This is a genomic window from Variovorax sp. YR566 (genome assembly GCF_051992195.1).
Lineage (GTDB): Bacteria > Pseudomonadota > Gammaproteobacteria > Burkholderiales > Burkholderiaceae_C > Variovorax.
Window position 1 is genome coordinate 1,613,136 of the sequence record NZ_CP197092.1, and the last position, 24,987, is coordinate 1,638,122.

19 protein-coding genes are annotated in these 24,987 nt (G+C 68.5%); 4 read left to right on the plus strand and 15 right to left on the minus strand.

Annotation, left to right across the window (positions count from 1 at the left end; translation table 11 throughout):
* Positions 1-237 precede the first annotated feature (237 nt).
* A complete protein-coding gene (locus ACTG4X_RS07420; RefSeq protein ID WP_097200026.1) occupies positions 238-1,503 on the plus strand; it encodes an MFS transporter in 1,266 nt (421 codons plus the stop codon).
* Here ACTG4X_RS07420 and ACTG4X_RS07425 read toward each other — a convergent pair.
* Positions 1,451-2,869, minus strand: a complete 1,419-nt coding sequence (locus ACTG4X_RS07425; RefSeq protein WP_097200894.1) for an aminotransferase-like domain-containing protein — start codon at positions 2,867-2,869, stop codon at positions 1,451-1,453. The genes ACTG4X_RS07420 and ACTG4X_RS07425 overlap by 53 nt on opposite strands.
* Positions 2,870-2,968: 99 nt before the next feature.
* On the opposite strand from ACTG4X_RS07425, the gene ACTG4X_RS07430 reads away from it, so the two are divergent.
* The 3 genes from ACTG4X_RS07430 to ACTG4X_RS07440 are packed head-to-tail and all read left to right on the plus strand — an operon-like array spanning position 2,969 to position 5,161.
* Complete coding sequence (locus ACTG4X_RS07430; protein ID WP_093050271.1) at positions 2,969-3,157, plus strand: DUF2970 domain-containing protein; 189 nt, start codon at positions 2,969-2,971, stop codon at positions 3,155-3,157.
* Entirely contained in the window at positions 3,154-3,861 is a 708-nt protein-coding gene (locus ACTG4X_RS07435; protein ID WP_097200025.1) for a c-type cytochrome, read from the plus strand. Before ACTG4X_RS07430 ends, ACTG4X_RS07435 begins: the two co-directional genes overlap by 4 nt.
* A gap of 13 nt (positions 3,862-3,874) precedes the next feature.
* Positions 3,875-5,161, plus strand: coding sequence for a c-type cytochrome (locus ACTG4X_RS07440; protein ID WP_097200024.1), 1,287 nt, complete (start codon positions 3,875-3,877; stop codon positions 5,159-5,161).
* Between the two features lie 18 nt (positions 5,162-5,179).
* On the opposite strand, the gene ACTG4X_RS07445 is transcribed toward ACTG4X_RS07440, so the two are convergent.
* From ACTG4X_RS07445 to gspL, 14 genes are all read right to left on the minus strand, one after another.
* Entirely contained in the window at positions 5,180-7,189 is a 2,010-nt protein-coding gene (locus ACTG4X_RS07445; RefSeq protein WP_097200023.1) for a lipoxygenase family protein, read from the minus strand.
* Positions 7,190-7,357: 168 nt separating this feature from the next.
* Positions 7,358-8,752 (minus strand): 8-oxoguanine deaminase, encoded by a 1,395-nt coding sequence (locus tag ACTG4X_RS07450; RefSeq protein WP_097200022.1) that lies wholly within the window; start codon positions 8,750-8,752, stop codon positions 7,358-7,360.
* 20 nt (positions 8,753-8,772) lie between these two features.
* On the minus strand, positions 8,773-11,031 hold the full coding sequence (locus ACTG4X_RS07455; RefSeq protein WP_440533533.1) for a phosphocholine-specific phospholipase C: 2,259 nt from the start codon (positions 11,029-11,031) through the stop codon (positions 8,773-8,775).
* Between the two features lie 28 nt (positions 11,032-11,059).
* Positions 11,060-11,233, minus strand: coding sequence for a hypothetical protein (locus ACTG4X_RS07460; RefSeq protein ID WP_179830479.1), 174 nt, complete (start codon positions 11,231-11,233; stop codon positions 11,060-11,062).
* A 129-nt stretch (positions 11,234-11,362) separates the two neighbouring features.
* Positions 11,363-13,606 (minus strand): phosphocholine-specific phospholipase C, encoded by a 2,244-nt coding sequence (locus tag ACTG4X_RS07465; RefSeq protein ID WP_097200893.1) that lies wholly within the window; start codon positions 13,604-13,606, stop codon positions 11,363-11,365.
* Positions 13,607-13,714: 108 nt separating this feature from the next.
* A complete protein-coding gene (locus tag ACTG4X_RS07470) occupies positions 13,715-16,000 on the minus strand; it encodes a phosphocholine-specific phospholipase C (RefSeq protein WP_097200020.1) in 2,286 nt (761 codons plus the stop codon).
* A gap of 20 nt (positions 16,001-16,020) precedes the next feature.
* Positions 16,021-16,197 carry a hypothetical protein gene (locus tag ACTG4X_RS07475; RefSeq protein WP_440533534.1) on the minus strand — a complete coding sequence of 59 codons (177 nt, stop codon included), beginning with the start codon at positions 16,195-16,197 and terminating at the stop codon, positions 16,021-16,023.
* A 203-nt stretch (positions 16,198-16,400) separates the two neighbouring features.
* Entirely contained in the window at positions 16,401-17,300 is a 900-nt protein-coding gene (locus ACTG4X_RS07480) for a 5'-nucleotidase (RefSeq protein WP_056509256.1), read from the minus strand.
* A gap of 124 nt (positions 17,301-17,424) precedes the next feature.
* Complete coding sequence (gene gspF, locus ACTG4X_RS07485; RefSeq protein WP_093048281.1) at positions 17,425-18,663, minus strand: type II secretion system inner membrane protein GspF; 1,239 nt, start codon at positions 18,661-18,663, stop codon at positions 17,425-17,427.
* Between the two features lie 18 nt (positions 18,664-18,681).
* The gene (locus ACTG4X_RS07490) at positions 18,682-20,073 is read right to left on the minus strand and encodes a GspE/PulE family protein (protein WP_097200892.1); all 1,392 of its coding nucleotides are present in this window, start codon (positions 20,071-20,073) and stop codon (positions 18,682-18,684) included.
* Positions 20,074-20,089: 16 nt separating this feature from the next.
* Positions 20,090-22,390 (minus strand): type II secretion system secretin GspD, encoded by a 2,301-nt coding sequence (gspD, locus tag ACTG4X_RS07495; RefSeq protein WP_097200019.1) that lies wholly within the window; start codon positions 22,388-22,390, stop codon positions 20,090-20,092.
* 5 nt (positions 22,391-22,395) lie between these two features.
* Positions 22,396-23,196 carry a type II secretion system protein N gene (gspN, locus tag ACTG4X_RS07500; RefSeq protein ID WP_097200018.1) on the minus strand — a complete coding sequence of 267 codons (801 nt, stop codon included), beginning with the start codon at positions 23,194-23,196 and terminating at the stop codon, positions 22,396-22,398.
* Positions 23,197-23,218: 22 nt separating this feature from the next.
* Positions 23,219-23,767 carry a type II secretion system protein GspM gene (gene gspM, locus ACTG4X_RS07505; RefSeq protein WP_097200017.1) on the minus strand — a complete coding sequence of 183 codons (549 nt, stop codon included), beginning with the start codon at positions 23,765-23,767 and terminating at the stop codon, positions 23,219-23,221.
* A complete protein-coding gene (gene gspL / locus ACTG4X_RS07510; protein ID WP_093048295.1) occupies positions 23,764-24,975 on the minus strand; it encodes a type II secretion system protein GspL in 1,212 nt (403 codons plus the stop codon). The genes gspM and gspL overlap by 4 nt, the downstream gene beginning before the upstream one ends.
* Positions 24,976-24,987: the final 12 nt, after the last annotated feature.

Consider the following 24,987-nt stretch of genomic DNA (forward strand, 5'->3'; position numbering starts at 1 on the left):
TGATGAGAAGCACAAGCCTTGTTCTTCTTCTGTTCTGCGTGGGCCTGCTGACGGCCGCGTGCGACGACAGGCCGAAGCCGGGTGGCCCCATGCCGAAGGCTTCGATGAGCTTTGTCGCCACACCCGCGCCATTCGCACACTGAGCCAATGCCGAGCCTGAAGGTGGTTTGACACCACCGGGCTCTGCGCGTGCCTCGCGTTTCCGCGTCACGGGGTATCCTCGTCGCGGAGACAAAAATGAAGACGAACGAGACAACCACCCATCAGGCGGATTCACGCTACGCCATGGTGCGCCTGGGCCTCACGCTGCTGGTCATGACGGTCGGCAGCAGCGGCATGTACGTGGTGTCGGTGATGCTGCCCGCGGTGCAGGCCGAGTTCGGCGTCGCGCGTGCCGACGCCTCGCTGCCCTACACGCTGCTGATGCTGGGCTTCGGCTTCGGCGGCGTGCTGATGGGCAAGCTGGCCGACCGCGTCGGCGTGATGCGGCCGCTGCTGATGGGCTCCGTGTTTCTCGGTGCGGGGTACATCGCGACTGGCTTCTCTGGCGGCATCGTGTCCTTCACCATCGCGCAGGCGCTACTGGTCGGCCTGCTCGGCAGCTCGGTGGCTTTTGCGCCGCTGGTGGCCGACACCTCGCTGTGGTTCGTCAAGCGGCGCGGCATCGCGGTGGCGGTGTGCGCGAGCGGCAACTACCTCGCGGGCGCGGTGTGGCCACCGATCGCGCAGCACTTCGTCGAAACGGTGGGCTGGCGCCAGACCTACATCGGCATGGGCATCTTCTGCGGGCTGACGATGGCACTGCTTGCCCTGTTCTTCCGCGCGCGGTCGCCAGCGCTGGCTGATGCACCGCCCGCCAACGCTTCGAACAGGGCCGCGGTGCGCGACATGACGCGGCCTTTCGGCCTGAGCATGGGTGCGGCACAGAGCCTGTTGTGCGTGGCCGGCGTGGCCTGCTGCGTGGCGATGGCAATGCCGCAGGTGCACATCGTGGCCTACTGCGGCGACCTGGGCTACGGGCCGGCGCAAGGGGCGATGATGCTGTCGCTGATGCTGGGCTTCGGCATCGTGAGCCGGCTGGTGTCGGGCGCCATCTGCGACCGCATCGGCGGGCTGCGCACGCTGCTGCTTGGCGGCTTGCTGCAGTGCGTGGCGCTGCTGCTGTTTTTGCCCTTCGACGGGCTGGTGCCGCTCTACGTGATCTCGGCGCTGTTCGGGCTGTTCCAGGGCGGCATCGTGCCGTCGTACGCGATCATCGTGCGCGAGCACTTTCCGCCGAAGGAGGCGGGCGCGCGCGTGGGCACGGTGCTGATGTTCACGCTGTTCGGCATGGCGCTGGGCGGGTGGATGTCGGGCAAGGTGTTCGACCTCACGGGCAGCTACCACGCGGCCTTTCTGAACGGCATCGGCTGGAACCTGGTGAACGTGAGCATCGCGGCCTTCCTGCTGTTCAGGACGCTTCGGCAGCCAGCCGGCCGAGTGTCTGCATCGCCTGCTCGCTGAGCGCACTCCACGGGTGGCCGTAGTTCAGCCGCAGGCAGTTGGTGAAGGCGCGCGTGGCCGAGAAGATCGGCCCGGGCGCGACGCTGATGCCGAGCTCCAGCGCCTTGCGATGAATCTCCAGCGCGTTCGCGCGCGCCGGCAGCTCGACCCACAGGAAGTACCCGCCCAGCGGCCGCGTGGCGCGCGTGCCCGGCGGAAAGTAATGGCCCACGGCCTGCGCGAAGGTGGCCTGCTGCATCGCCAGCGTCTGCCGCAGCTTGCGCAAATGCTTGTCGAGCCCGCCTTTTTCGAGATAGCCAGCTAGCGCCAGCTGCGCGGGCGCCGAGGTGCTGAGCGTGGTCGTGAGCTTCTGCCGCGCGACCTTGCGCGCGAAGCGGCCGGCCGAGGTCCAGCCGATGCGATAGCCGGGTGCCAGGCACTTCGAGAACGACGAGCAGTGCAGCACCAGCCCCTGTGTGTCGAAGGCCTTGGCTGGCGCGGGACGCCGCTCGCCGAAGTAGAGCTCGGCATACACGTCGTCCTCGATCAGCGGCAGTTCGTGCCGCGCGAGCAGCTCCACCAGCGCCTTCTTCTTCGCATCGGGCATCAGGCTGCCCAGCGGGTTCTGGAAGGTGGTCATGAGCCAGCACGCGGTGGGCTTGTGCGCCGCGATGGCCAGCTCCAGCGCTTCGAGGTCGATGCCTTCGCCCGGATGCGTCGGCACCTCGATGGCCCGCAGGCCCATGCGCTCCAGCGCCTGCAGCGCCGCGTAGAAGGTGGGCGACTCGACGATCACCGCGTCGCCCGGCCGCGTGACCGCCGCGAGGCAGAGGTTGAGCGCTTCGAGCGCGCCGTTGGTAATGACGATCTCGTCGGCCGGCACTGGCATGCCGTCGGCCAGGTAGCGCAGCGCGATCTGCCGGCGCAGCGCCGCGCTGCCGGGCGTGAGGTCGTCCACCGTGCTCCATGGGTCGAGCGACTTGGCGCTGGCGGCCATGAACTGCCCGAGTCGCGCCAGCGGAAACAGCAAGGGGCTCGTAAAGGCCGAGCCGAAGGGCACGACCTTGCGCGACATGCTGGCCTCGAGGATGTCGAACACCTTGTCGCTCACGTCGAGCGACAGCGGCCCATCTGCCGGGCGCGAGGTGTGGGTGGATTCGGGCGGCGCATCGCGAAGGCCGCCTCCAGCCACGTAGTAGCCCGAGCGGTCGCGTGCGCGCACGAGGCCGCGCGCCTCCAGCAGGTAGTAGGCCTGGAACACGGTCGATGCGCTGACCCCGCGGCTCTGCCCGGTGTGGCGCACGGAGGGCAAGCGGTCGCCGGTCTTCAGGGTGCCGTTGCGGATCGAGGCCTCGATGTCTGCGGCCAGGGCTTCATATCGCTTCATCGTGGGGTGTTCTTCATTCGGCAGCACTTTATCTGCACCGGTCAATTGGTGCGGATCTGCATCTGTTTTTTCTGGCCCGACTGGGCCACACTCGACCCCATGTCGAATCTCATGCGCGCGGTGCGCGCCGTTCTCTGGAGTTTCATCGGGCTGGGTGGCCGCCGTGCCGACGCCGACAAGCGGACTGCGCAAGTCGGCATCCTGCCGCTGATCGGCGTGGCATTCGTGATGGTGCTGCTGCTGATCGCGGGGCTGCTGGCGCTGGCGCACTACGCTGCCGGTACATGAAGCTGCACATTCGCCTCGCCGTTGCCGGGCTGCTGCTCGCCGTGCAGGGCATGGCGGGCGCCGCGACGCCGGCCACGGTGCCCGACACCATCGAGCAGCGCGTGGCCGCCTGCATCGCCTGCCACGGCCGCGAGGGCGCGACCACCAACGCGGGCTACTTTCCGCGGCTGGCGGGCAAGCCGGCTGGCTACCTGTTCAACCAGCTCGTGAGCTTCAGGGACGGCCGGCGCTTCAACAGCGACATGGCGTACATGGTGCAGCACCTGTCGGATGCGTACCTGCGCGAGATGGCCGAGTACTTTGCCGGGCTGCAGCTGCCTTATCCGCCGATTTCCCCCACCAGCGACGCAACGCCCGAACAGCTTCAGCGCGGCCGCCAGCTCGTGCGCGAAGGTGATGCGGCGCGCAGCATACCCGCCTGCGTGCAGTGCCACGGCGCGGCGCTCACGGGCGTGCAGCCGGCCATTCCGGGGCTGCTGGGGCTGCCGCGGCTCTATGTGTCGTCGCAGCTCGGCGCATGGCTCACGAACGAGCGGCATGCGCTACCGCCCGACTGCATGGCTGACATCGGCCGGCGCATGAGCACCGCCGACATCAACGCCGTTGCGAGCTGGCTGGCGGTGCAGCCGATGCCGGCCGACACGAAGCCCGCGGCCTCGCTGCCCGCGCCGCTGCCGGTGACCTGCGGCGGCATGCCGAAGTGACGGAGCCGCGCCCATGAAACTCCGACACCTGGTCTGGACGCTGCTGACGCTGATCGTTCTCGGCGCAGCCGCCGCCGGCGGCATCGTGGCCATGAACCTGCGCGGCGAAGACCCGCTGCCCGCGCAAGCCGAAGCCTTCGCCGCCACGCCGCAACTGGTCGAGCGCGGACGCTACCTCGCGCTGGCCGGCAACTGCGCGGGCTGCCACACCACGCGCGGCGGCCAGCCCTATGCGGGCGGCCTGCCGATCGAAACGCCCTTCGGCACCATCTATTCGAGCAACCTCACGCCCGACGACAAGGCCGGCATCGGCGGCTGGAGCAGCGCGCACTTCTGGCGCGCGATGCACAACGGCCGCAGCAAGGACGGGCGGCTGCTGTACCCGGCGTTTCCGTACCCCAACTTCACGCAGGTGACGCGCGAGGATTCGGACGCGATCTACGCCTATCTGCGCAGCGTGCCGCCCGCAGCGGAGCCCAACAAGGCGCATCGGCTGCGCTTCCCCTACGACACGCAGGCGGCGCTGGCCGTGTGGCGCGTGCTGTCGTTCAAGCCCGAGCCCTTCGTGGCCAATGCCGGCAAGCCGGCCGAATGGAATCGGGGTGCCTACCTGGTCAACGGTTTGGGCCATTGCATCGCCTGCCACGGCAGCCGCAATTCGCTGGGTGCGACCGAAACCAAGCTGGGCCTTTCGGGCGGTCTCATCGCCGTCGAGAACTGGTACGCACCTTCGCTCAACGATCCGCATGAAGCCGGCGTGGCCGACTGGCCCGCGGCCGACGTGGTGGCGCTGCTCAAGAGCGGTGTCGCGCCGCGCGGCTCGGTCATGGGTCCGATGGCCGACGTGGTGTTCCGCAGCACGCAGTACCTGAGCGAAGCCGACCTGACGGCCATGGCGAGCTATCTGAAGGACCTGCCCGACGCGCCGAAGCCCGAGGCCGACGCCGTTATCGCGAAGGCCCCCATCCGCCGCGATGCCGGCACCATGACGCGCGGCGCGAAGATCTATGACCAGCGCTGTGCCTACTGCCATGGCGACCAGGGACAGGGCGCGGCAGGCGCCTACCCGCCGCTCGCGGGCAACCGCGCAGTCAACATGGCGCGGCCCACCAACCTGATCCAGGTGATCGCGCACGGCGGCTTCCTGCCCTCGACCCCCGGCAATCCGCGATCCTACGGCATGCCGCCGTTCGGCCAGACGCTGGATGCGGCCGAGGTCGCGGCCGTGCTCACCTACGTGCGCGGTTCGTGGGGCAACGACAGCGCGCCCGTCACGCAGCTGGACACCATGCGCCGCTGAGCGGCGCCCGCATCCGCTTCAGATGTTCGTGCTCGAAGGAATGCGGCTCGGCAGCAGGTGCTCGTAAGGCCGCGCGCGTGTGGTGTTGCGCTGGCGGATGGTGTTCTCGATGCCGACGAGCGCGTTGCGAAAGCGCTCCAGCGGCCCGCCTTGCCCGGCGATGGCCGGGTCCAGCAGCACCGGTAGGTGCGGAAAGACGTTGTCCTTGTACTCGCCCAGCGGCCGGTAGTACACGCCGCCGAGGATGTGGAACAGCAGGATCTGCTCCTGCGCCGCCAGCCGCGAAGGCAGCATCTGCGACCAGCTTGCTTCGTTCTGACCCGCACTGCTTGTCGGCGCCGGCACACCGCCCGCGCCAGCGCTGAAGGGCGCATAGGTCATCACCGAGTACTGCGGGAAGTTCACCGCCGCATGCTGCGCGCTGGCGTTGAAGATGATCGCGGTCAGCACGTCGATGAGCTGCGCGCGCGTGGTGATCGGCCGGAAGCCGTGCACCTTGCCGCTGGTCGCGAGCTCGGTGGCCCAGGCCTTGAGTTCGTAGTCGCCGGTGACATCGGCGTCGCTCAGGTAGTAGGTGGCCACGTAGTCGCCGACCCATTGCGCGATGGCGTTCCACACCAGCAGCGCGTCGTCTCGGTACGGGTAGTCGGGCAGCGCCGCCGTGTCGTCCACGCCGCGCGTGCGCAGGTCGTTGGGCAGCATCATGCGGTCGTAGAAGTCGTAGGCCAGCCGGTCACGGCCGCACTCGCGCTGCAGCGTATCGATGGGCGCGGTGAGGATCACGTCGCCCGTGGTCAGCGGCGCCATGATGATCAGCGTCGCGAACTCGTTGATGAACATCGCGCCCTCCAGGTGCGGCGACAGCAGCCGGCTCAGCGGATGCGCGGTCGCGAACTGGCGCTGCGTGGCCATCGCGAAGGCCTCCGACATCAGGTGCGTGCGGCCCAGGTGCACGAACATCTCGTGGTAGTTGAAGTCCGCCACCTGCACCGCGGTCTTTGCCGATTGCCATGCCCAGTAGGCCTCGGCGTTGGCGGTGTCGTCCACGCGAAGGAAGATCGGGCTCAGCGTCGGGTCTTGTCCGCACTGGATTGCGACCGGCACCAGCGAGCGGCCGGTCTTGGGTCGGGCGAACAGCGCGATGGGCGCATGGATGTAGGCAGTGCCGGTGAGCGGCTTGACCTGCGGACCTGCCGGCGCCATGTCGCCCAGGCCTTCGTAGTCGAGCAGGTAGAGCCGGCCGGAGGCGGCCGCATCGGCGAGGCTGTCGCCGGCGCCCATCACCTGCCGGTACTGCGCGTCGCTCAGCGGAAACTTCGCCGGCAGCGCCGTCGCTCTCTGGATCAGCATCGGGTTGGGCCCGGACACGCGCATGGCCGCGAACAGGTCGTTGTCGTGCAGCAGCTGCGAGATGGCCGGCTTTTCGATGGTGACGAACAGCGCGTCGTACTGCGCCACCGTCTTCGGCCCGTTCAGCGCACCCAGCGGGCCCTGCGACAGCAGATCGTGGTGTATCTGCTTGAGCTGCGTGGCGATGTCGCCCGCCGTGCCGGTGAGCGTGCCCAGCAGGCTCAGCACCGCGGCCGGCAGCGTCGCCAGTCCGCCGTTGGCGGCCAGCAGCTGGTCGAAGCTGGCCTGCAGGCCCGCAAGGCGCGTGCGCAGGTTGTCGAGCGACTGCAGGCTGCCCGAGGCCAGCGCGCTGGTGGCGAACGAGGCCGCGAAATTGGTAACGGCTTCCAGCGCCTTCGCGATGGTCTTTAGCTGGTGCTCCAGCGCCGGCAGTTCGCCCGGGGGCACCACCGCGCCCATCGGCACGCCGGCCAGGTTGATGTGCGATTCGGTCCAGAGGTAAGTTGTCTGCCGTCCCACCAGTTCGAGCCGCCGCAGCGTGGCGCTGATCGGGTCGATCTTCTGCGGCAGCGTGGGCTTGAGCACCGGCAGGGCGGCCGATGCGGTGGATGGTTTGCCGGCCAGCAGGCCCAGGCCGCCCGCCGAGGCGGACCATTTGAGGATGTCTCTGCGCTTCATCGGGGAGTTCCCTGTTGTTGTGAATCTTGGGAAGGCCGATGGCGTGCTCGGCCACTGAATAGAACGGTCGTTCTATTCAGTGGGCGGATTCTGCGGAGGGGCTCTGGCGTTGGCAATAAGGGTTGGTGCCTAGGGCTCGAAGGCACTCAACCGGCGCTGCCGGGGAGCTCAGGCCGTGTGCGGGTGCCGCGCGCCGTCGTAGAGCGTGCGTGCAAGGTCGCGATGCCTTGCCAGCAGCGGAGCCAGCTCCAGCCCGGTAAAGCCGCCGTCGCGGATGCGGACCGCCCCGTTGATCACGCTCAGCGACACTGAACCCGGCGTGCAGAACACCAGCGCCGCCACCGGGTCGTGCCCCGCGCCCGCATGCGCCACCCCGCGCATGTCGAAGGCGACGATGTCCGCCGACATGCCGGGCGCGATGGCGCCGATGTCGTCGCGCCCCAGCACGCGCGCGCCGCCCAGCGTGGCGATCTCCAGCGCCTCGCGCGCCGTCATCGCCGCCGGGCCGTAGCCCACGCGCTGCAGCAGCATGGCCTGCCGTGCTTCGCCCAGCATGTGCGCGCCGTCGTTCGACGCGCTGCCGTCCACGCCCAGCCCCACGGGCACGCCCGCGCGGCGCATTGCGCCGATGGGCGCGATGCCCGAGGCCAGCCGCATGTTGGAGCAAGGGCAGTGCGCCACGCCGGTGCCGGTGCGGCCGAACAGCGCGATGCCGGCTTCGTCGAGCTTCACGCAGTGCGCGTGCCACACGTCGCGGCCGACCCAGCCCAGGTCTTCGGCGTACTCGGCCGGCGTCATGCCGAACTTCTCGCGCGAATAGGCCACGTCGTTGTCGTTCTCGGCCAGGTGCGTGTGCAGCGACACGCCGCGCTCACGCGCCAGCTCGGCTGAAAGCCGCATCAGGTCGCGCGACACCGAGAACGGCGAACATGGCGCGAGCACGATGCGGCGCATCGAATGGCGCGACGCGTCGTGCCAGCGGCCGATGAGCCGTTCGCTGTCGCGCAGGATCGCTTCCTCGGTCTCGACCACCTCGTCGGGCGGCAAACCGCCGGCGCTGCGGCCCACGCTCATGCTCCCGCGTGCCGCGTGGAAGCGCATGCCCATGGCGTCCGCCGCCTCGATCGAATCGTCGAGCCGCGAGCCGTTGGGAAACAGGTAGAGATGGTCGCTGGTGGTGGTGCAGCCGGAGAGCATCAGCTCGGCCATCGCGGTTTGCGTCGACACGCGGATCATCTCGGGCGTGATGCGCGCCCACAGCAGGTACAGGTTGGTGAGCCAGCCGAACAGTTCGGCGTCTTGCGCCTCCGGCACGGCGCGCGTGAGGCTCTGGTACATGTGGTGGTGCGTGTTGACCAGGCCCGGCATCACCACATGGCCGTGCATGTCGATGGCCTCGGCCTGACCGTTGCGCAGGGCGTCGTGATACGCGATGGGAAGGTCGGCCGTGGGGCCTGCCCAGACGATCGCGGGGCCGTCGCACACCACGGCGCCATCGGCGATCTCGCGCCGGGCGGCGTCCATGGTGAGCAGAACGTCGGCATGTCGAAGAATCATCAGCATGCCGGCATTCTTGCCGGGGCTCAGAGGTCGGGCAAGCCCATGGCCGGATCGCTCACCGTGTGCTTGCCGGTTTCGACGCGGCCGGCGAAGCGGCGGTAGTAGGCCGGGTCGGCATCGCAGGTGACGGCGAAGTCGTACCACTGGCCGCTGGCTGCGAGATCCCAGGGCTGGTCTACGTTGGCGCCGCCGTTCACCGTCGCGGTCCACGGCCCGTCTGTACGGTAGGCCTTGGCGACGATGGTGAGCTTGCACGTTGCCTTGCCGTCGTTGCGCATGTTCAGGTAGACATTACCGTTGGCGATGTCGTAGCACACGCGCACCTCGGGCTGCGCCGCATCGCCCGCGCGCAGCGTGTTGAGGTTGCCCTTGAAGTGACGGTGAAAGCCGTTGGGACCGAGCACCCACAGGTCGTAGAGGCCGGCGTCGTCGGCCATTGCGGCCCAGGTGTCGTCGAGCTTCTTGCCCGCTTCGACCATGTAGCGGCGCGGCAGGCGGTCGAGGTGGCGCTTGTCGTAGACGTGGAACACGGCAGCCGCCTTGCCGGTGTTGAGGAACAGCAACTGCAGCTTGCCGTTGACCACGTCGGCCTTGGCGCTGGTGTGCAGTTCGTACGGCAGGGCGCGCGAGGGGCGCGTGCCGATGGGCTGCTTCGGCAACTGCGGATCGAGCGGCAGCGGCACCTGCGTCAGCGCTTCCTGGTCGAGGCGCAGCTTGTCGGCCTCGGTCCTGTTCTTGCGGCCGGTGAGCGTGGGCAGAGCCTCACTGTTGGGCGTCGCGAAGTTGAAGGCGCTCGTGAGGTCGCCGCACACGGCGCGGCGGTAGGGCGAGATGTTGGGCTCCTTCACGCCGAAGCGCGCTTCGATGAAGCGCAGCACCGAGGTGTGGTCGAACACCTGTGAGTTGACCCAGCCGCCGCGGCTCCATGGCGAGAGAACGTACAGCGGCACGCGCGGGCCGGGGCCGAACACGCGGCCGTCGGGTGCAGGCTGCGAACGGCTGCCTTCCGGTGGCTGCTGCGTGAAGTACTCGTGCACAAGGTCGGCATCGGTGAGCGTCGTCTTGCCCGCGGCGGCGCTCCTGGAGTCGATGGGGTTGATCAGCGACGGCGCGGACGGCGACGGCACATGGTCGAAGTAGCCGTCGTTCTCGTCGAAGTTGACCAGCACCACGGTCTTGCTCCAGACCTCCGGCACGGCTGTCAGCGCGTCCAGTATTTCCTGCAGGAACCAGGCGCCTTGCACCGGGCTGGATGGGCCCGGGTGTTCGCAATAGATGGACGGGGCGTTGATCCAGCTCACCTGTGGCAGGCGGCCGGCCTTGATGTCGCTGCGGAACGCATCCAGGTACTCCTCCGGCTTGTTGCCCGGCAAGGTGTTGGCGATGCCCTTGTAGAGCGGGTTGCCCGGGTTGTCGCTGGCGGGGTCGTAGGCGTGATAGGGCGTTGCCTGGCCGCTGTTGGAATAGGGCGCGTTGGGAGCGCCGCCGCTGGAGACCGGGAAAGGGGATGCCCGGTTGGCGCGCCTGAACTGGCGGAAGGCGCCGAGCATGTTGTCGCCCCATTCGTCGGGCATGTTCTGGTAGCAGATCCAGCTCACGCCTGCGTCTTCGAGCCGCTCGGCATAGGTCTTCCACGTGTAGCCGGTGTTCACGGCGGAAGCGCGTCCGTCGAGCCAGTCCCACTCGTTGTTGACGAAGGCAACGTTCTGCGCGGTCGAGCCGTTGGTGCCCGTCAGGTGGAAGGAGCGGTTGGCGTCCGTTCCGGTGTGCATGGCGCAGTGGTAGCTGTCGCAGAGCGTGAAGGCGTTGGCCAGCGAGAACTGGAACGGCACTTCGGCTTCCATGAAGTAGCCCATGGCTGCGCTGGTCTTGTAGCGCGGCCATTGGGAGAGGCGGCCGCCGTCCCATGCTTCCTGGCTGTCGAGCCACTCGTGGGGCGTGCCGCTCACGCGCTGGGCGTTGCCCTTGGTCTGGTCGAGGTGGTAGGGCAGCACGAGCTTGCCATCGGCATCGCTCTGCTGCCACACGTTGCGCCCGCCCGGCAGTGGAACGGTGAAGCGGTCACCGAAGCCGCGCACGCCCGGCAGCGTGCCGAAGTAGTGGTCGAAGGAGCGGTTTTCCTGCATCAGCACGACGATGTGCTCGACGTCCTGGATGGTGCCGGTCTTGTTGTTGGCCGGAATGGCGAGTGCGCGGCGGATGCTGGGTGGGAAGGCGCTGAGCGAGAGGGCGGCAAGGCCGGTGGTGGCCGTGCCGGTGAGGAATTTGCGGCGTGAATTCATGGGCAGCTTGTTGTGGTTCTTCGGGCGATCAGGGAGCGCAGCGCTTTTCGGGCTTGACGCCCGTATCCGGTGGGGGTGTCGTGGTGTCCGGTGTGGGCAGGCCGGCGAAGCCGCCACCGTCGCTGCCGCCGCATGCGGAGAACGTGCAGGCAATGAAGAGCAGCGCGCACGCGAGATGCGTGCGCGAAGTGATGAATCGCATGGGGAGATCCTCTCGATGTTGTGCGCCGAGGCTAGGAAGCCTGGGTGACATCGAGATGAACCCTTCGATGCCGAGGTGTAAGCGCGCATTGCGCGCGCTTCACGCCTCGTCATCGATGCATGGCGAGGCTCAGAGGTCGGCCATGCCCATCGCCGGATCGCTTACCGTGTGCTTGCCGGTTTCCACGCGGCCGGCGAAGCGGCGGTAGTAGGCCGGGTCGGCGTCGCAGGTGACTGCGAAGTCGTACCACTGGCCGCTGTTCGCAAGCTCCCAGTGCTGGTCTACGTTGGCGCCGCCGTTCACGCTCGCAGTCCACGGGCCGTCTGTGCGGTAGGCCTTGGCGGTGATGGTGAACTTGCAAGTCGCCTTGCCGTCGTTGCGCATGTTCAGGTAGACATTGCCGTTGGTGATGTCGTAGCACACGCGTACTTCGGGTGCAGCGTTGCTCGTGCCCAGCGCATTCACATTGCCCTTGAACTGTCGATGGAAGCCGTTGGGACCGAGCACCCACAGGTCATAGAGGCCGTTGTCTCCGGCGGCGGGCGTCCAGGTGTCGTCGAGCGTCTTGCCCGCCTCGACCATGTAGCGGCGCGGCAGGCGATCGAGATGCTTCTTGTCGTACACGTGGAAGACTGCTGCGGCCTTGCCGGTGTTGGCGAACAGCAGCTGCAGCTTGCCGCCGGTCGCGTCGACCTTGGCACTTGTGTGCAGTTCGTATGGCAAGGCGCGCGAGGGCCGCGTGCCCGTGGCCTGCTGCGGCAATTGCGCGTTGGCCGGCGGCACCACCTGCGGCAGTACGTCCTGGTCGGCGCGGACCTTGTCGGCCTCGGCCTTGGTGCGGCTGCCCGCCAGCACCGGCAGCACCTCGGTGTTGGGCGTCGCGAAGTTGAAGGCGCTCGTGAGGTCGCCGCACACCGCGCGGCGGAACGGGCTGATGTTGTCCTCCTTCACGCCGAAGCGCGCCTCGACGAAGCGCAGCACCGAGGTGTGGTCGAACACCTGCGAGTTGACCCAGCCGCCGCGGCTCCACGGCGAGATCACGTACATCGGCACGCGCATGCCGGGGCCGTACACGTTGCCGTCGGGCGTGGGCTGGGCGGTGGGAATGCCGGGCGGCGCGGGGTGCGTGAAGTACTCGTAGCTCATGTCCTGCGCAGGAAGCGTGCTCTTGCCCGCGAGCGTCGATGCATCGGGGTTGGGCGAAGGCGCGGAGGGCGAGGGCACGTGGTCGAAGTAGCCGTCGTTCTCGTCGAAGTTCACGAAGAGCACCGTCTTGCTCCACACCTCGGGCACGGCGGTGAGCGCGTCCAGCACCTGCTGGATGTACCAGGCGCCCTGCACCGGGCTCGAAGGTCCGGGGTGCTCGGAGTACACGTCGGGCGGAATCACCCACGACACCTGCGGCAGCCGGCCGTTCTTCACGTCGGCGCGGAACGCATCCATGATCGCGCCCGCGTCGAAGGCGGCCTGATCGGCCACCGGCAGCGTGTTGGCCGTGCCCTTGTAGAGCGGGTTGCCCACGTCGTCGCCGGGCGCGTAGGCCGGCGACGCGCCTTGCGGCAGCGAGGTGCTCACCGGCTTGCCCGAAGCTTCGTTGGCCTTGCGGTAGGGCTTGAAGCCCAGCAGCGGGTTGCAGCCGTAGTTGTTGGGAATGTTCTGGTAGACCATCCAGCTGACTTTGGCCTCCTGCAACCGCTCGGCGTAGGTCTTCCATTCGTAGCCTTCGGTCGACGGGCCGGTCGAGCTCCAGGCATTGACGTTGTTCACGTAGGCCACGTTGGCGCCGGTGGGGCCGTTGGTGCCGGTCCAGTGGAAGGAGCGGTTGGCGTGCGTGCCGGTGTGCATCGCGCAGTGGTAGTCGTCGCAGATCGTGAAGGCATTGGCCAGCGCGAACTGGAATGGCAATTCGGCTTCCTTCAGGTAGCCCATCGACTGCAGGTATGGCGTCTTGCCGGCCTTCTTGTAGCGCGGCCACTGGTACATGCGCCCGCCATCCCAGGCGTTGTGCGCGTCGACCCAGGTGTGCGGCGTGCTCGACACGCGCTGGGCGCTGCCCTTCGTGCTGTCGAGGTAGTAGGGCAGCACCACGTTGCCGGCGTCGTCGAGCTGCTGCCAGACCTTGCGGTCAGCAGGAAGCGGAATGGTGAAGCGGTCGCCGAAGCCGCGCACGCCCATGAGCGTGCCGAAGTAGTGGTCGAAGGCGCGGTTCTCCTGCATCAGGATGACGATGTGCTCGACGTCCTTGATGGTGCCCGTGGCGTTGTTGGCCGGTATGGCCAGCGCACGGCGAATGCTGGGTGGGAACGCGCTGAGCGCGAGGGCGGCGGCGCCCGTGGTGGCGGTGCTGGTGAGAAATTTGCGGCGTGATGTCATGGGTGTGTTGTTGTGGTTCTTCATGGACGGGGTCAGGGGCACAGGCCGTGATGATGAGCGCAGGCACGAGGTGCTTGCGCTCATCCTCTCATCGGAATGTATCGGCGCTCAGAGGTCGGCCATGCCCATGGCCGGGTCGCTCACCGTGTGCTTGCCCGTTTCGACACGGCCTGCGAAGCGGCGGTAGTAGGCCGGATCTGCATCGCACGTGACTGCGAAGTCGTACCACTGGCCGCTGCTCGCAAGCTCCCAGTGCTGGTCGACGCTGGCGCCGCCGTTCACCGTCGCGGTCCATGGGCCATCGTTGCGATAGGCCTTGGCGTTGATGGTGAACCGGCACGCCGTCTTGCCGTCGTTGCGCATGCTCAGGTAGACATTGCCGTTGGCGACGTCGTAGCACACGCGAACCTCGGGCGTTGCATTGCTGGTGCGCAGTGCGTTGAGGTTGCCCTTGAAGTGGCGATGAAAGCCGTTGGGCCCGAGCACCCACAGGTCGTAGGCGCCGCCGTCGTCGGTCATCGCGGCCCAGGTGTCGTCGAGCATCTTGCCGGCCTCGACCATGTAGCGGCGCGGCAGGCGATCGAGATGCAGCTTGTCGTACACATGGAACACGGCCGCGGCCTTGCCGGTGTTGGAGAACAGCAGCTGCAGCATGCCGTTGACCACGTCGGCCTTGGCGCTGGTGTGCAGTTCGTACGGCAGGGCGCGCGAGGGGCGGGTGCCGGTGGGCTGGCGCGGCAGCGCGGGCGTGGAGGGCAGCGGCACCTGCGCCAGTGCTTCCTGGTCGAGGCGCAACTGATCTGCTTCGGCCTGGGTCTTGCGTCCCGCGAGCGTGGGCAGCACTTCGCTGTTGGGCGTTGCGAAGTTGAAGGCGCTGGTCAGGTCGCCGGCAATCGCGCGGCGGAACGGCGAGATGTTCGTTTCCTTCACGCCGAATCGCGCTTCAAGAAAACGCAGCACCGAGGTGTGGTCGAACACCTGCGAGTTGACCCAGCCGCCGCGGCTCCATGGCGAGATGACGTACATCGGCACGCGCGGGCCGGGGCCGTAGACGCGGCCGTCCGGCTGGGGCACGCCGCTGGGCGTGCCGGTCACCAGCGGGTGGTTGTAGCGCTCGAACGCGACATCGGCGTCGCCGAGCGTGGTCTTGCCCGCCGCGCTCTTGTCGGGGTTGATCGACGGCGCGGAAGGCGACGGCACGTGGTCGAAGTAGCCGTCGTTCTCGTCGAAGTTGACGATGAACACCGTCTTGCTCCACACGTCGGGCGATGCGGTGAGCGCATCAAGCACCTGCTGGATGTACCAGGCGCCCTGCACGGGGCTCGAAGGTCCGGGGTGCTCGGAGTAGTCGGCGGGCGCGACGATCCACGACACCTGCGCGAGCTTGCCGCTGGCCACGTCCTGCTTGAACGCGCCGAGCAGGCCGCCGTCGGGCATGGTGTTGGCGATGCCCTTGTAGAGCGGGTTGCCCGCGTCGTCGCTGGCGGGGTCGTAGGCCGGCAGCGTCGTGCCCACGGGCGGGCTGGCGTCGCCGTCGTAGCGCTCGTTGTTCTTGCCTGAAGCCTTGTTGGCCACCCGGTATTGCTGGAAGCCGGCCAGCGGGTTGTCGGTGAAGTTGTCGGGCAGGTTCTGGTAGACGATCCAGCTGACCTTGGCGTCCTGCAGGCGCTCCGGGTAGGTCTTCCAGTTGCAGCCGAAGGTGGTCGAATCGACGCCGGGGTTGTCGGTGGGGTCCCATGGAAACCGCAGGTTCTCCCAGGTGTTGTCCACCGAGGCGACGCCCGCCACGCCGGCGCTGGTCTGGCCCGAGGGGCCGTTGGTGCCGCTCCAGTGGAACAGGCGGTTGGAGTTGGTGCCGGTGTGCATGCCGCAGTGGTAGCTGTCGCACACGGTGAAGGCGTTGGCCAGTGCGTACTGGAACTGCAGTTCAGCCTCTTGCAGATAGCCCATCGATTGCGTGAAGGGCGCCGTGCCGGTGGCCTTGTACTTCGGCCATTGGTTGAGGCGCCCGCCGTCCCAGGCGTTCTGCGCGTCGAGCCAGCTGTGCGGCGTGCCGCTGACGCGTTGCGCGTTGCCCAGGGTCTGGTCGAGGTGATACGGCAGCACCACCTTGCCGTCGGCGTCGCTCTGTTCCCACACGCGGCGCCCGCCGATCAGCGGAATGGCGAAGCGGTCGCCGAAGCCGCGCACGCCCATGAGCATGCCGAAGTAGTGGTCGAACGAACGGTTCTCCTGCATCAGGATCACGACGTGCTCGACGTCCTGGATGGTGCCGGTCTTGTTGTTGGCCGGAATGGCGAGCGCGCGGCGGATGCTCGGCGGAAAGGCAGAGAGCGCGAGGGCGGCAGCGCCAGTCGTGGCTGTGCCCGTGAGGAATTTGCGGCGGGAGGTCATTGAGTGGTTCCTGGCGGCGCTCAGGGCGCGCAGCGCATCTCGGGCTTCGGAGTGTTGTCGGGCGGGGCGGGTGTGGTCGGCGTCGTCGGCGTGCCGCCGAAGAAGCCGCCGCCACTGCTGCCACCACCGCACGCAGAGAGCACGCAGGCCAGGAACAGCACGGGCGCAAGCCGCGTGCGGAGAAAAAGAAGTCGCATGGATCGGTCCTTTGTTATGTGGTTCTGGAAGGTGCGTGAGGGGGCGCACCTGGGCCACGAGACTAGGGAGAACCCGTTACCGACTGGTTAACTCGGGGTGACGAAGAGAAGTCAGGCGCGTGACAGCGCCCCGTCCAAGTGGCGGCGTCAAATCAGTGGAATGACGGCGTGGCGCGGCCTGGCGCCGCGTTCAAGCGCAGCGCTCAGGGCTCGTTGCTGATACCGCTGGATACATGCCCGGCGGGCACGTGGCGCGAGGCCGCATCGACATGACCCGTCTGGTCGTCGAAGAAGAAGTCGGGTTCGAACTCGCGCAGGAACTCGCCCTTGGGCAGGCCGCCGAGGAACATGGCCTCGTCGACGCGGATGTTCCACTTCATGAGCGTGCGGATCGCGCGCTCGTGCGCCGGCGCGCTGCGCGCAGTGACGAGCGCGGTGCGGATGCGCATCTGCGCATTGCCGGCCATCTGCAGCCGGTGCAGCGCCATCAGCAGCGGCTTGAACGGCCCTTCAGGCAAGGGCAGGTCGGCCTTGCTGAGCTCGTGGGCCTGGAAGGCGTCGAGCCCTTCGGCCTGGAACACGCGCTCGGCCTCGTCCGAGAACAGCACTGCATCGCCGTCGAAGGCAATGCGCACTTCGTTCGGCCAGGCGTCGCTGGCCTTTACCGATTCGACCAGCACGCGCGCGGCCGGAAAGCCCGCGATGAGCGCCTCGCGCACGTCCTGCGCGTTGACCGAGAGGAAGAGGTGCGCGCGCAGCGGGCGCAGGTAGCCGAACGGCGGTCGGCCCTGTGTGAACACGCCGCGCTGCAGTTTGATGTCGGCCGCAGCGCTCGACTTGAAAATGCGCATGCCCGAGACCGGGTCGTTGCGCGAAAGAATCACCACCTCGACGCGCTGCACGCCGTCTTCGTTGAAGCGCAGCAGCTTGCGTATCAGCGAGTACGCGATGCCCGGCGCGGCCGGCACGTCGATGCGGTCGAGCTGCAGCTTCATGTAGCCCTCGTTGTCCCCGGCCTCGAAGATCTTGTTTTCTTCTTCGAGGTTGAACAGGGCACGCGAGGAGATCGCGACCACGAGCTTGTCTTCGAGAGTCACAGGCATGGCGTTTCCCCATGGACCTGACTTATTCCAGCAGGTGCGCCGCGCACGGCCGCCCGAAGCGGCCGCACCGCCCCCGGCAAGGGGGTTGGAGGCCACACGAAGTGGGCAAGCCTGGGGGTGTGCTTCATTTCACGAACTGGTTCAGCTGGATGATAGGCAGCATCACGGCCAGAACAATCAGCATCACCACCCCGCCCATCGCCACGATGAGCAGCGGCTCCAGGATGGTTGCCAGGTGCATCGCGCGGCGCTGCACTTCGGCACTGAGCTGGTTGGCCGCGCGTTGCAGCATCAGCGGCAGGGTGCCGGTCTGCTCGCCGAGGCGCGCGAACATCGACACCAGGCCCGGAAAGCGTTTCTTCTGCGCCAGCGCCGAGGCCAGCGGTGCGCCTTCGCGCACCAGCACCAGTGCGTCGAGCGCGTCGGCGCGCATCGCGCGGTTGCTCAGCGTCTCGGAAGCCGCCTGCAGCGCACGCAGGATCGGCACGCCTGCCGTGGCCAGCATGGCGAGCGTGCTCGCGAAGCGCGCTGCGTTGTAGCCGCGCGCGAGCTTGCCGACCAGCGGCAGCTTGAGCCAGACTGCGTCGAATTTCAGGCGGAAGGCCTCCTGCGCCAGCGCCAGCCGCGCGCCAATGGCCGCGAGCACGACGGCGCACAGCATCCACCAGCCGTAGTTGCGCACGCCCGCGCTCAGCGAGAGCATCACGGTGGTGAGAAAGGGCAGCGAGCGCTTGGTGCCCGCAAAAACCTGCGCCACCTGCGGCACCACGTAGCTCACGAGGAAGATCACGATCACGATCGCCACCAGCGTGACGATGGCCGGGTACAGCGCCGCGCCGATCAGCTTCTGCTGCAGTGCCTGGCGCTCCTCGAGGTCGTCGGCGAGGCGGTCGAGCACGAGCCCGAGGTTGCCGCTCTGCTCGCCGGCGCCGATCACGGCCGTGTAGATGGGCGAGAACTCGCGCGGATGCGCCGACAGCGCACGCGCGAACGGCGAGCCCGCGTTGACTTCGGCGCGCAGGGACGCGACCAGGTTGCGCTGCTGCTCGGACTCGGCTTCGTCGGTGAGTGCCGTGAGCGCGCGTTCCAGCGGCAGGCCCGACGAGACGAGGCCCGCGAGCTGCCGCGTCCACACCGCGAGGCCGGTGGAATTGAAGACGCGCTTGCCGCCGCCGAGCCAGCGGCTGAGGGTGCTGCGCTGGCCGGTGCCATTGACGTGGTCGCTGCCGACCGGCTTGACCGACAGCGGAATGAGCGCCTGCGCCCGCAGCAGGCTGCGCGCGCTGCGTGCGGTGTCGGCCTCGAGCACGCCTTCGCGGCTCTGGCCGCTGGCGTCGATGGCTTCGAAGGAATAGGCGGGCATGGGGAGCGCCGGGGCGGCTTAGTCTCGCGTGACGCGCAGCAGTTCGGCGCGCGAAGTGACGCCGGCCTGCACCAGCCGTTCGCCGTCTTCGCGCATCAGGCGCAGGCCGCCGCGCGCGCCGGCCTTGAGCAGTTCGCTCTCGGCCGCCTTGCTGTGGATCAGGCCCTGCACGGTTTCGTCGGCCACCAGCAGCTCGAAGATGCCGGTGCGGCCCTGGTAGCCGGTCTGGCCGCACACTTCGCAGCCCGCGCCGGCGCACACCGTGCAGATCTTGCGCACGAGGCGCTGCGCGAGCACGCCGAGCAGTGACGAGCTGAGAAGAAAAGGCTCCACACCCATGTCGGTCAGGCGCGTGACGGCGCTGACCGAGTCGTTCGTGTGCAGCGTGGCGAGCACCAGGTGACCGGTCAGCGAGGCCTGGATGGCGATCTGCGCGGTCTCGAAGTCGCGGATTTCGCCGATCATGATGACGTCAGGGTCCTGCCGCAGGATCGCGCGCAGGGCCTTGGCGAAGGTGAGTTCGATCTTGGCGTTGATCTGCGTCTGGCCCACGCCCGGCAGCTCGTACTCGATGGGGTCTTCCACCGTCATGATGTTGCTGCGGCTCGCATCGAGCCGGGCCAGCGCGGCGTACAGCGTGGTGGTCTTGCCCGAGCCCGTGGGGCCGGTCACGAGGATGATGCCGTGCGGCTGCGAGATGAGCTTTTCGAAGCGCTCCAGCGTGTCGCCCTGCATGCCCACCGATTCGAGCGTGAGCTTCGATTCGCTCTTGTCCAGGAGGCGCAGCACCGCGCGTTCGCCGTGCGCGCTCGGCAGCGTCGACACCCGCACGTCGACCGCGCGCGTGCCGATGCGCAAGGAGATGCGCCCGTCCTGCGGCAGCCGCTTTTCGGAGATGTCGAGGTCGGCCATGATCTTCAGGCGCGAGATCAGCGCGGCGTGCAGCGCGCGGTTGGGCTGCACCACCTCGCGCAGCGTGCCGTCGATGCGAAAACGCACGGACGAGGTGCGCTCGTAGGGCTCGATGTGGATGTCGCTCGCGCCGTCGCGCGCGGCCTGCGTGAGCAGCGCGTTCAGCATGCGGATGATGGGCGCGTCGCCAGCGCTTGCCAGCAGGTCTTCGACCGCGGGCAGCTCCTGCATCATGCGCGAGAGGTCGGCGTCGTTCTGCACCTCGCTCACCACCGCGGCGGCGCTCGACTCGCCCTGCGCATAGGCCGCGCTGATGCGCTGCGCCAGCGCGCCGTCGGCCAGCACCTCGAAGGCCTGCACGCCGTACTTGCGCGACACCTCGCCGACCGCGCTGCGTGCCGGGTGGCTCGACATCCACAGCGTGTAGTGGCCGTCGTCGGTCTCCTCGAGCAAAAGCTGCTGGCTGCGTGCGAAGGCGTAGGGCAGGGGGTAGCGCATGGACATCAAGGCAGTATCAAGGCAGTTCGCGCGAGGTCACCGGGTCGGCGGTCGGCGGCAGTGCGCCGCGCAGGGAGCTCGGCGCCAGCTTGCGGTTGTCGGCGGGCAGCGCGGGCGGCGGGATCAGTTGTGTGCCTTGCTCGCGCAGGCCGCCCCGGCTGTTGCTGCTGGTGCCCAACGGCGGCGACTCCGGCAGCACGGGCGCGGCATTCACGTTGCGCAGCATCACGTTGTCGGTGTTGGGCTGGGTCGCCTGCTGCAGGCCACGGATCTGGTCGTAGCGATCGAATGCAAAGGCTTCGGTCGCCGTGGCGTCGCGCATCACCACCGGGCGCAGGAACATCATCAGGTTGTTCTTGACGCGCGAGCGGTTCTCGCTCTTGAACAGGTTGCCGACCACCGGGATGTCGCCGGCGAACGGCACCTTTTCAGTGTTGGTGCCGTAGGTGTCCGACAGCAGGCCGCCGAGCATGACGAGCCCGCCGTCTTCCACCAGCACGCTGGATTCGAGCGAGCGCTTGTTGGTGGTGGGGCCGTTGGGGTCGGTGGTGGTGCCGGGCGCGACGTTCGAGATCTCCTGGAAGATCGTCATCTTCACGGTGCCGTTCTCGTTGATGGTCGGACGCACGCGCAGGGTGAGGCCGACGTCCTTGCGCTCGACGGTGGTGAACGGGTTCACGCCCACCGAGCCCGAGGTGCTGGCGTAGGAGCCGGTCGGGAACGGCACGTTCTGGCCGATGACGATCTTGGCTTCTTCGTTGTCCAGCGTCAGCAGGTTGGGCGTCGAGAGCACGTTGGCGTCGTTGTCGTTGCTGAAGAAATTCGCCACCGCGCCCAGGATGTACTGGCCACCGATCTTGCCGGCAATGCCGAGGTTCAGGCCGGGCTGGATCGACGTTGCAAGGCCGGAGGCATCCTTGGTGGCCAGCGCCTGGGTCAGCGCCAGGATGTTGCCGCCGTTGAGGGTGGAGTTGGTGCCGATGACGGCGTTGTTGCCCAGCGCGCTTTGCCACTGCACGCCGAACTTGGCGGCCTTGGTGGCGTTGACCTCGACGATCAGCGCCTCGATCATGACCTGCGCGCGCCGGCCGTCGAGCTTGTCGATCACGGCGCGCATCTGGCGGTACTGCGGTTCGGGCGCGGTGATGATCAGCGAGTTGGTCGTCGGGTCGGCCTGGATCTGGCCGCCGGTCGAGGGCTGGTTGGCGTTGTTGAGCGGCGCGTTGGCGGCGGCCGAGCCACCGCTCTGGTTGCCGCCGCTGTTCAGGTTCACCTGCATGGCCTGCGGCGCGCTCTGCTGGGGCGCCGCGCCGCCACCCGCAGCGCCGGCAGCGCCTGGCGTGGTGTTCTGCTGGTTCGCCGCCATCGCGGCGCGCAGCGTGGCCGCGAGGCGCACCGCGTCGGCGTTCTTCAGGTAGACCACGTAGATGTTGCCGGCCAGGCCGTTGCTGCTTTCCGTCGGCGGGCGGTCGAGCTTCTCGACCAGCGTGCGCACCAGCGCCACGCGTGCCGGGTTGGCCGCGCGCAAGATCAACGAGTTGCTGCGCGGGTCGGCCATGAGCGTGGTGCGGAACGACGCATCGGTCGCACCGGGTGCGGCGCCGCCCGGGGCGCCGGAGCCGCCGCCGTCGACCAGGCGCTGCACCAGCGGCACCATGTCGGTGGCCACCGAGTGCTTGAGCTGGATGACCTCGATGTCGGAAGCGTTCGGCACGTCGAGCGACGCGATGATGCGCGCCAGCCGGCGCATGTTGTCGGCGTAGTCGGTGATCACGAGCGAGTTGTTGCCCGGGTTCACGTTGATGGTGTTGTTCGGCGGAATCAGCGGGCGCAGCACCGGCAGCAGGTTGTTCGGCGACTCGTAGTTGAGCCGGAAGATCTGCGTGACGATCTGGTTGCTGCCGCTGGACGCCGTGGCGCTGATGGAGGTGTTGACGGTGCTGCTCTGCAGCTTGGCGTCGGCCTCGGGCACCACCTTGTAGAGGCCGTCGGCTTCCACCACCGCGAAGCCCTGCAGGCGCAGCGCCGAGGCGAACTGGTTGAAGGCGGCGGCCGGCTGGATGGCGCGGTCGGTGACGAGGTTCATCGTGCCCTTGACGCGCGGGTCGACCACCACGTCGCGGCCCGTGACCACCGCCATGGTGCGGGCCACGGCCTCGATGTCGGCGTTGGAGAAGTTCAGCGTGATCGGCTCGCCGCGGCGCGGCGCATCGCCGGTCTGCGCGAACGCGGCGGGGGCACCCTGCAGGAACGTGGCGGCGATCAGCACGCGCACGGCGAGTGCGACGGTGCCGGTCGAAAACAGTGGCTTCATCATGAGGATCAACCCAGGGTGATGATCGAACGCGCGTTCTCGCGCCGTCCGATGATGTTCAACAAATTGGAAAGCGCGTCTTCGCGGCCGGGGGCGGCACTGGCTTCGCCGTTGAAGCGGAAGGAAGTGCCGTTCCAGCTGCCGCTGCCGTTCAGTTCGAGGCTGCCCTCGCGCGTGCTGAGCAGCAGCGTGGGGCGGGTGCCGCCTTCGAGTGAGAGCCGGTAGCTGCCCATCGGCCGCAGGGTCGACAGGCTGGAGGAAACATCGGTGGCGTCGAGCGTGGCCTGGCCTGCAACGCGCAGCGCGGGGCCGTCCCACTGCATCGAGAAGGCCTTGGTGGACAGGTCGAGCGCGCCTTCGAGCTTGAGCGTGTTCCAGGGCGCGCCCAGGCCGGTGAGCAGGGTGGCGGGCCAGCGCGAGCGGCTGTCCTGCCATGCGAGCTGCATGCCGCCGGCGCGTGGGCTGGCCTTGAGTTCGAGCGGCTGCGCGGCGCAGCAGGGCAGGTCGAGGCTGGCGGCGATGCCGCTCCAGCCCGGGCGCATGCGCCAGTGCAGCAGGCCGGGCAGCGACACCGCCTGCGCGCCGCCGGCGCCGCTGGCGAAGACCACGGCGGCTGTGCCGTTCCAGACGGTGCCGCGCGGGTTGGCCAGCACGAGGCGGCCATGGCTCCAGTTCGACAGTGCGGCCGACAGCCAGCGCGCCGGCGCGAACAGCACCACCGCCAGCAGCGCGCCGACCGTGATGCCGAGCAGGGCCCAGCGCCAGCCGCGGCGCGGCCGGGGTTCGGAGATCGGAGGGCGGGTCAGCATGCGGGCCTGTTGCTCATCGCGCTCATCGCGCCGCGGGCAGCGCCATGACGACGGTGCCGTCCCAGCGGACCTGCGGCGTCTTCGACGCGTCCTTTGCGCCGGGCGACGGTGTGGCCGGCGCTGCGGTCGGCGCGCGGGTCAGATGGACTTCGCGCGGCACGGCATGCGCGTTGCCGCGTGCCTGGCCGAGCCATTGGGCGACGGTGGCCGCGGGCGCGGACCGCAGCGAGACGGCGGCAGCGCCATCGCCGCCGGTCGTCACGAGCTGCGCGTTGCCGGCGCCGAAGCTGTCGCGCACCGAGGTCTCGAGCGCGCGCAGCGCGTCGTCGCGGTTCAGGCGCGGCTGCGATTGCAGTGCCTTGGCGCGGTTCTGCAAGGTGGCCATCTGCTGCAACTGCGCATCGAGTTGCGCATGTTCGGCCCGTGCCGCGGCCAGCGTGCGCAGCGCGGGGGCGAGCGCAATCCACCAAAGCAAGGCCAGTGCCACGAGCGCGGCGGCGGCATAGACCATGCGGCGCTCGCGCACCTCCAGGGTGGCCCAGTGGGCCTTGAGCTGTTCGCTGAAATTCATCGGTTGGCCTCGGCCTGCACCAGCAGGAGGTCGCCTTCGGTACGCACGTTGTAGCCGCGCGGCGCCAGCGCGCCGGTGATCTGCGAGACCTCCGACGGCTGCAGCCCGAGGCCGCGCAGGCGCAGCTGCCCGGCGCCGTAGTCGACCGCGCTCGGCACCTTGCCGGGCGGCAGGTTGGCGGCGAGCGCGCCGACCATGGGTTCGAAGTCGCTGCCCGCCACGTCGCCCACGGCCTGCTGCAATGCGGCAACTTCGCGCTGCATCTGCACCGGCGCGTCGACCACGATCTTCACCGAGGGGAAGGTCTGGGTCAGCATGGCCTTGGCGGCCTGCCGTTTCGACTCGAGCGCGCTGCGTTCCTTCCAGGCCCAGGCGTTGAGTCCGATCAGCTGGGTCAGCAGCAGCACGACCACACCCCAGCGCGCGGCGCGCCACTCGGGCGCATAGCGCAGCGTTTGCAGGACCGATGCGAATTTCTTGCCGGCGCGTGCGCGGCCGGTTGCGGCGAGGTCGAACTGCGCGAGCTCCCAGGGCGTGCGCGCGGCCTGCAGCCAGCGCTGCGGCGATTGCACGATGGGCACGCGGCGCTCGAGCAACTGCTCGGCCGCTTCGGCCACGGCGGGTTCGGTGGTGATGACGGCGGTGTCCAGCGGCAGGCCGCCCGACAGGGCCAGCCCCGCGCCGGCCAGCGGCAGCGAGACCACGCCGTCGGCGTCGCACACCGTGAGCTGCGGCGCCTCGGGCTCGCCCGTGACCAGCAGCAGCGGCGGGCCGTCGACCGGCTGCGGCGCGAATTCAGGGACGATGCGCACCACGCGACGGCCGGCCGCTTCGAGCCCTTGCACGACGCTGCGCAGCCAGATGCGATTGCAGGCCGCGACCCACACGGGCGCGCCGGCCTTGGCGTCGGGTTCGAGCGCGAAGTGCAGGGCTTCGGGTTCGTCGAGCAGGTGTTCTTCGAGCAGGCCGTCGAGCACGGCGCGCAGCTTCGACGCGCTGCCCATGCTGCCCTTGGGCAGCGTGACGCGGTGCCACGAGAGCGCGACGGAAGGAATGCCGAGCATGACCTCGGCGCTCGAGGGCAGGAGCGCCAGCAACGCGCGGCCCTGGTTGCGCAATGCAATGCCGTCGTCGCCTGCCTGGGCCCAGTCGTACTCGCCCGCGGCATCGGCCGGAGGGAGGGGGGCAATGAGCAGCAGGGGAGTCATGTGGATCTTGGA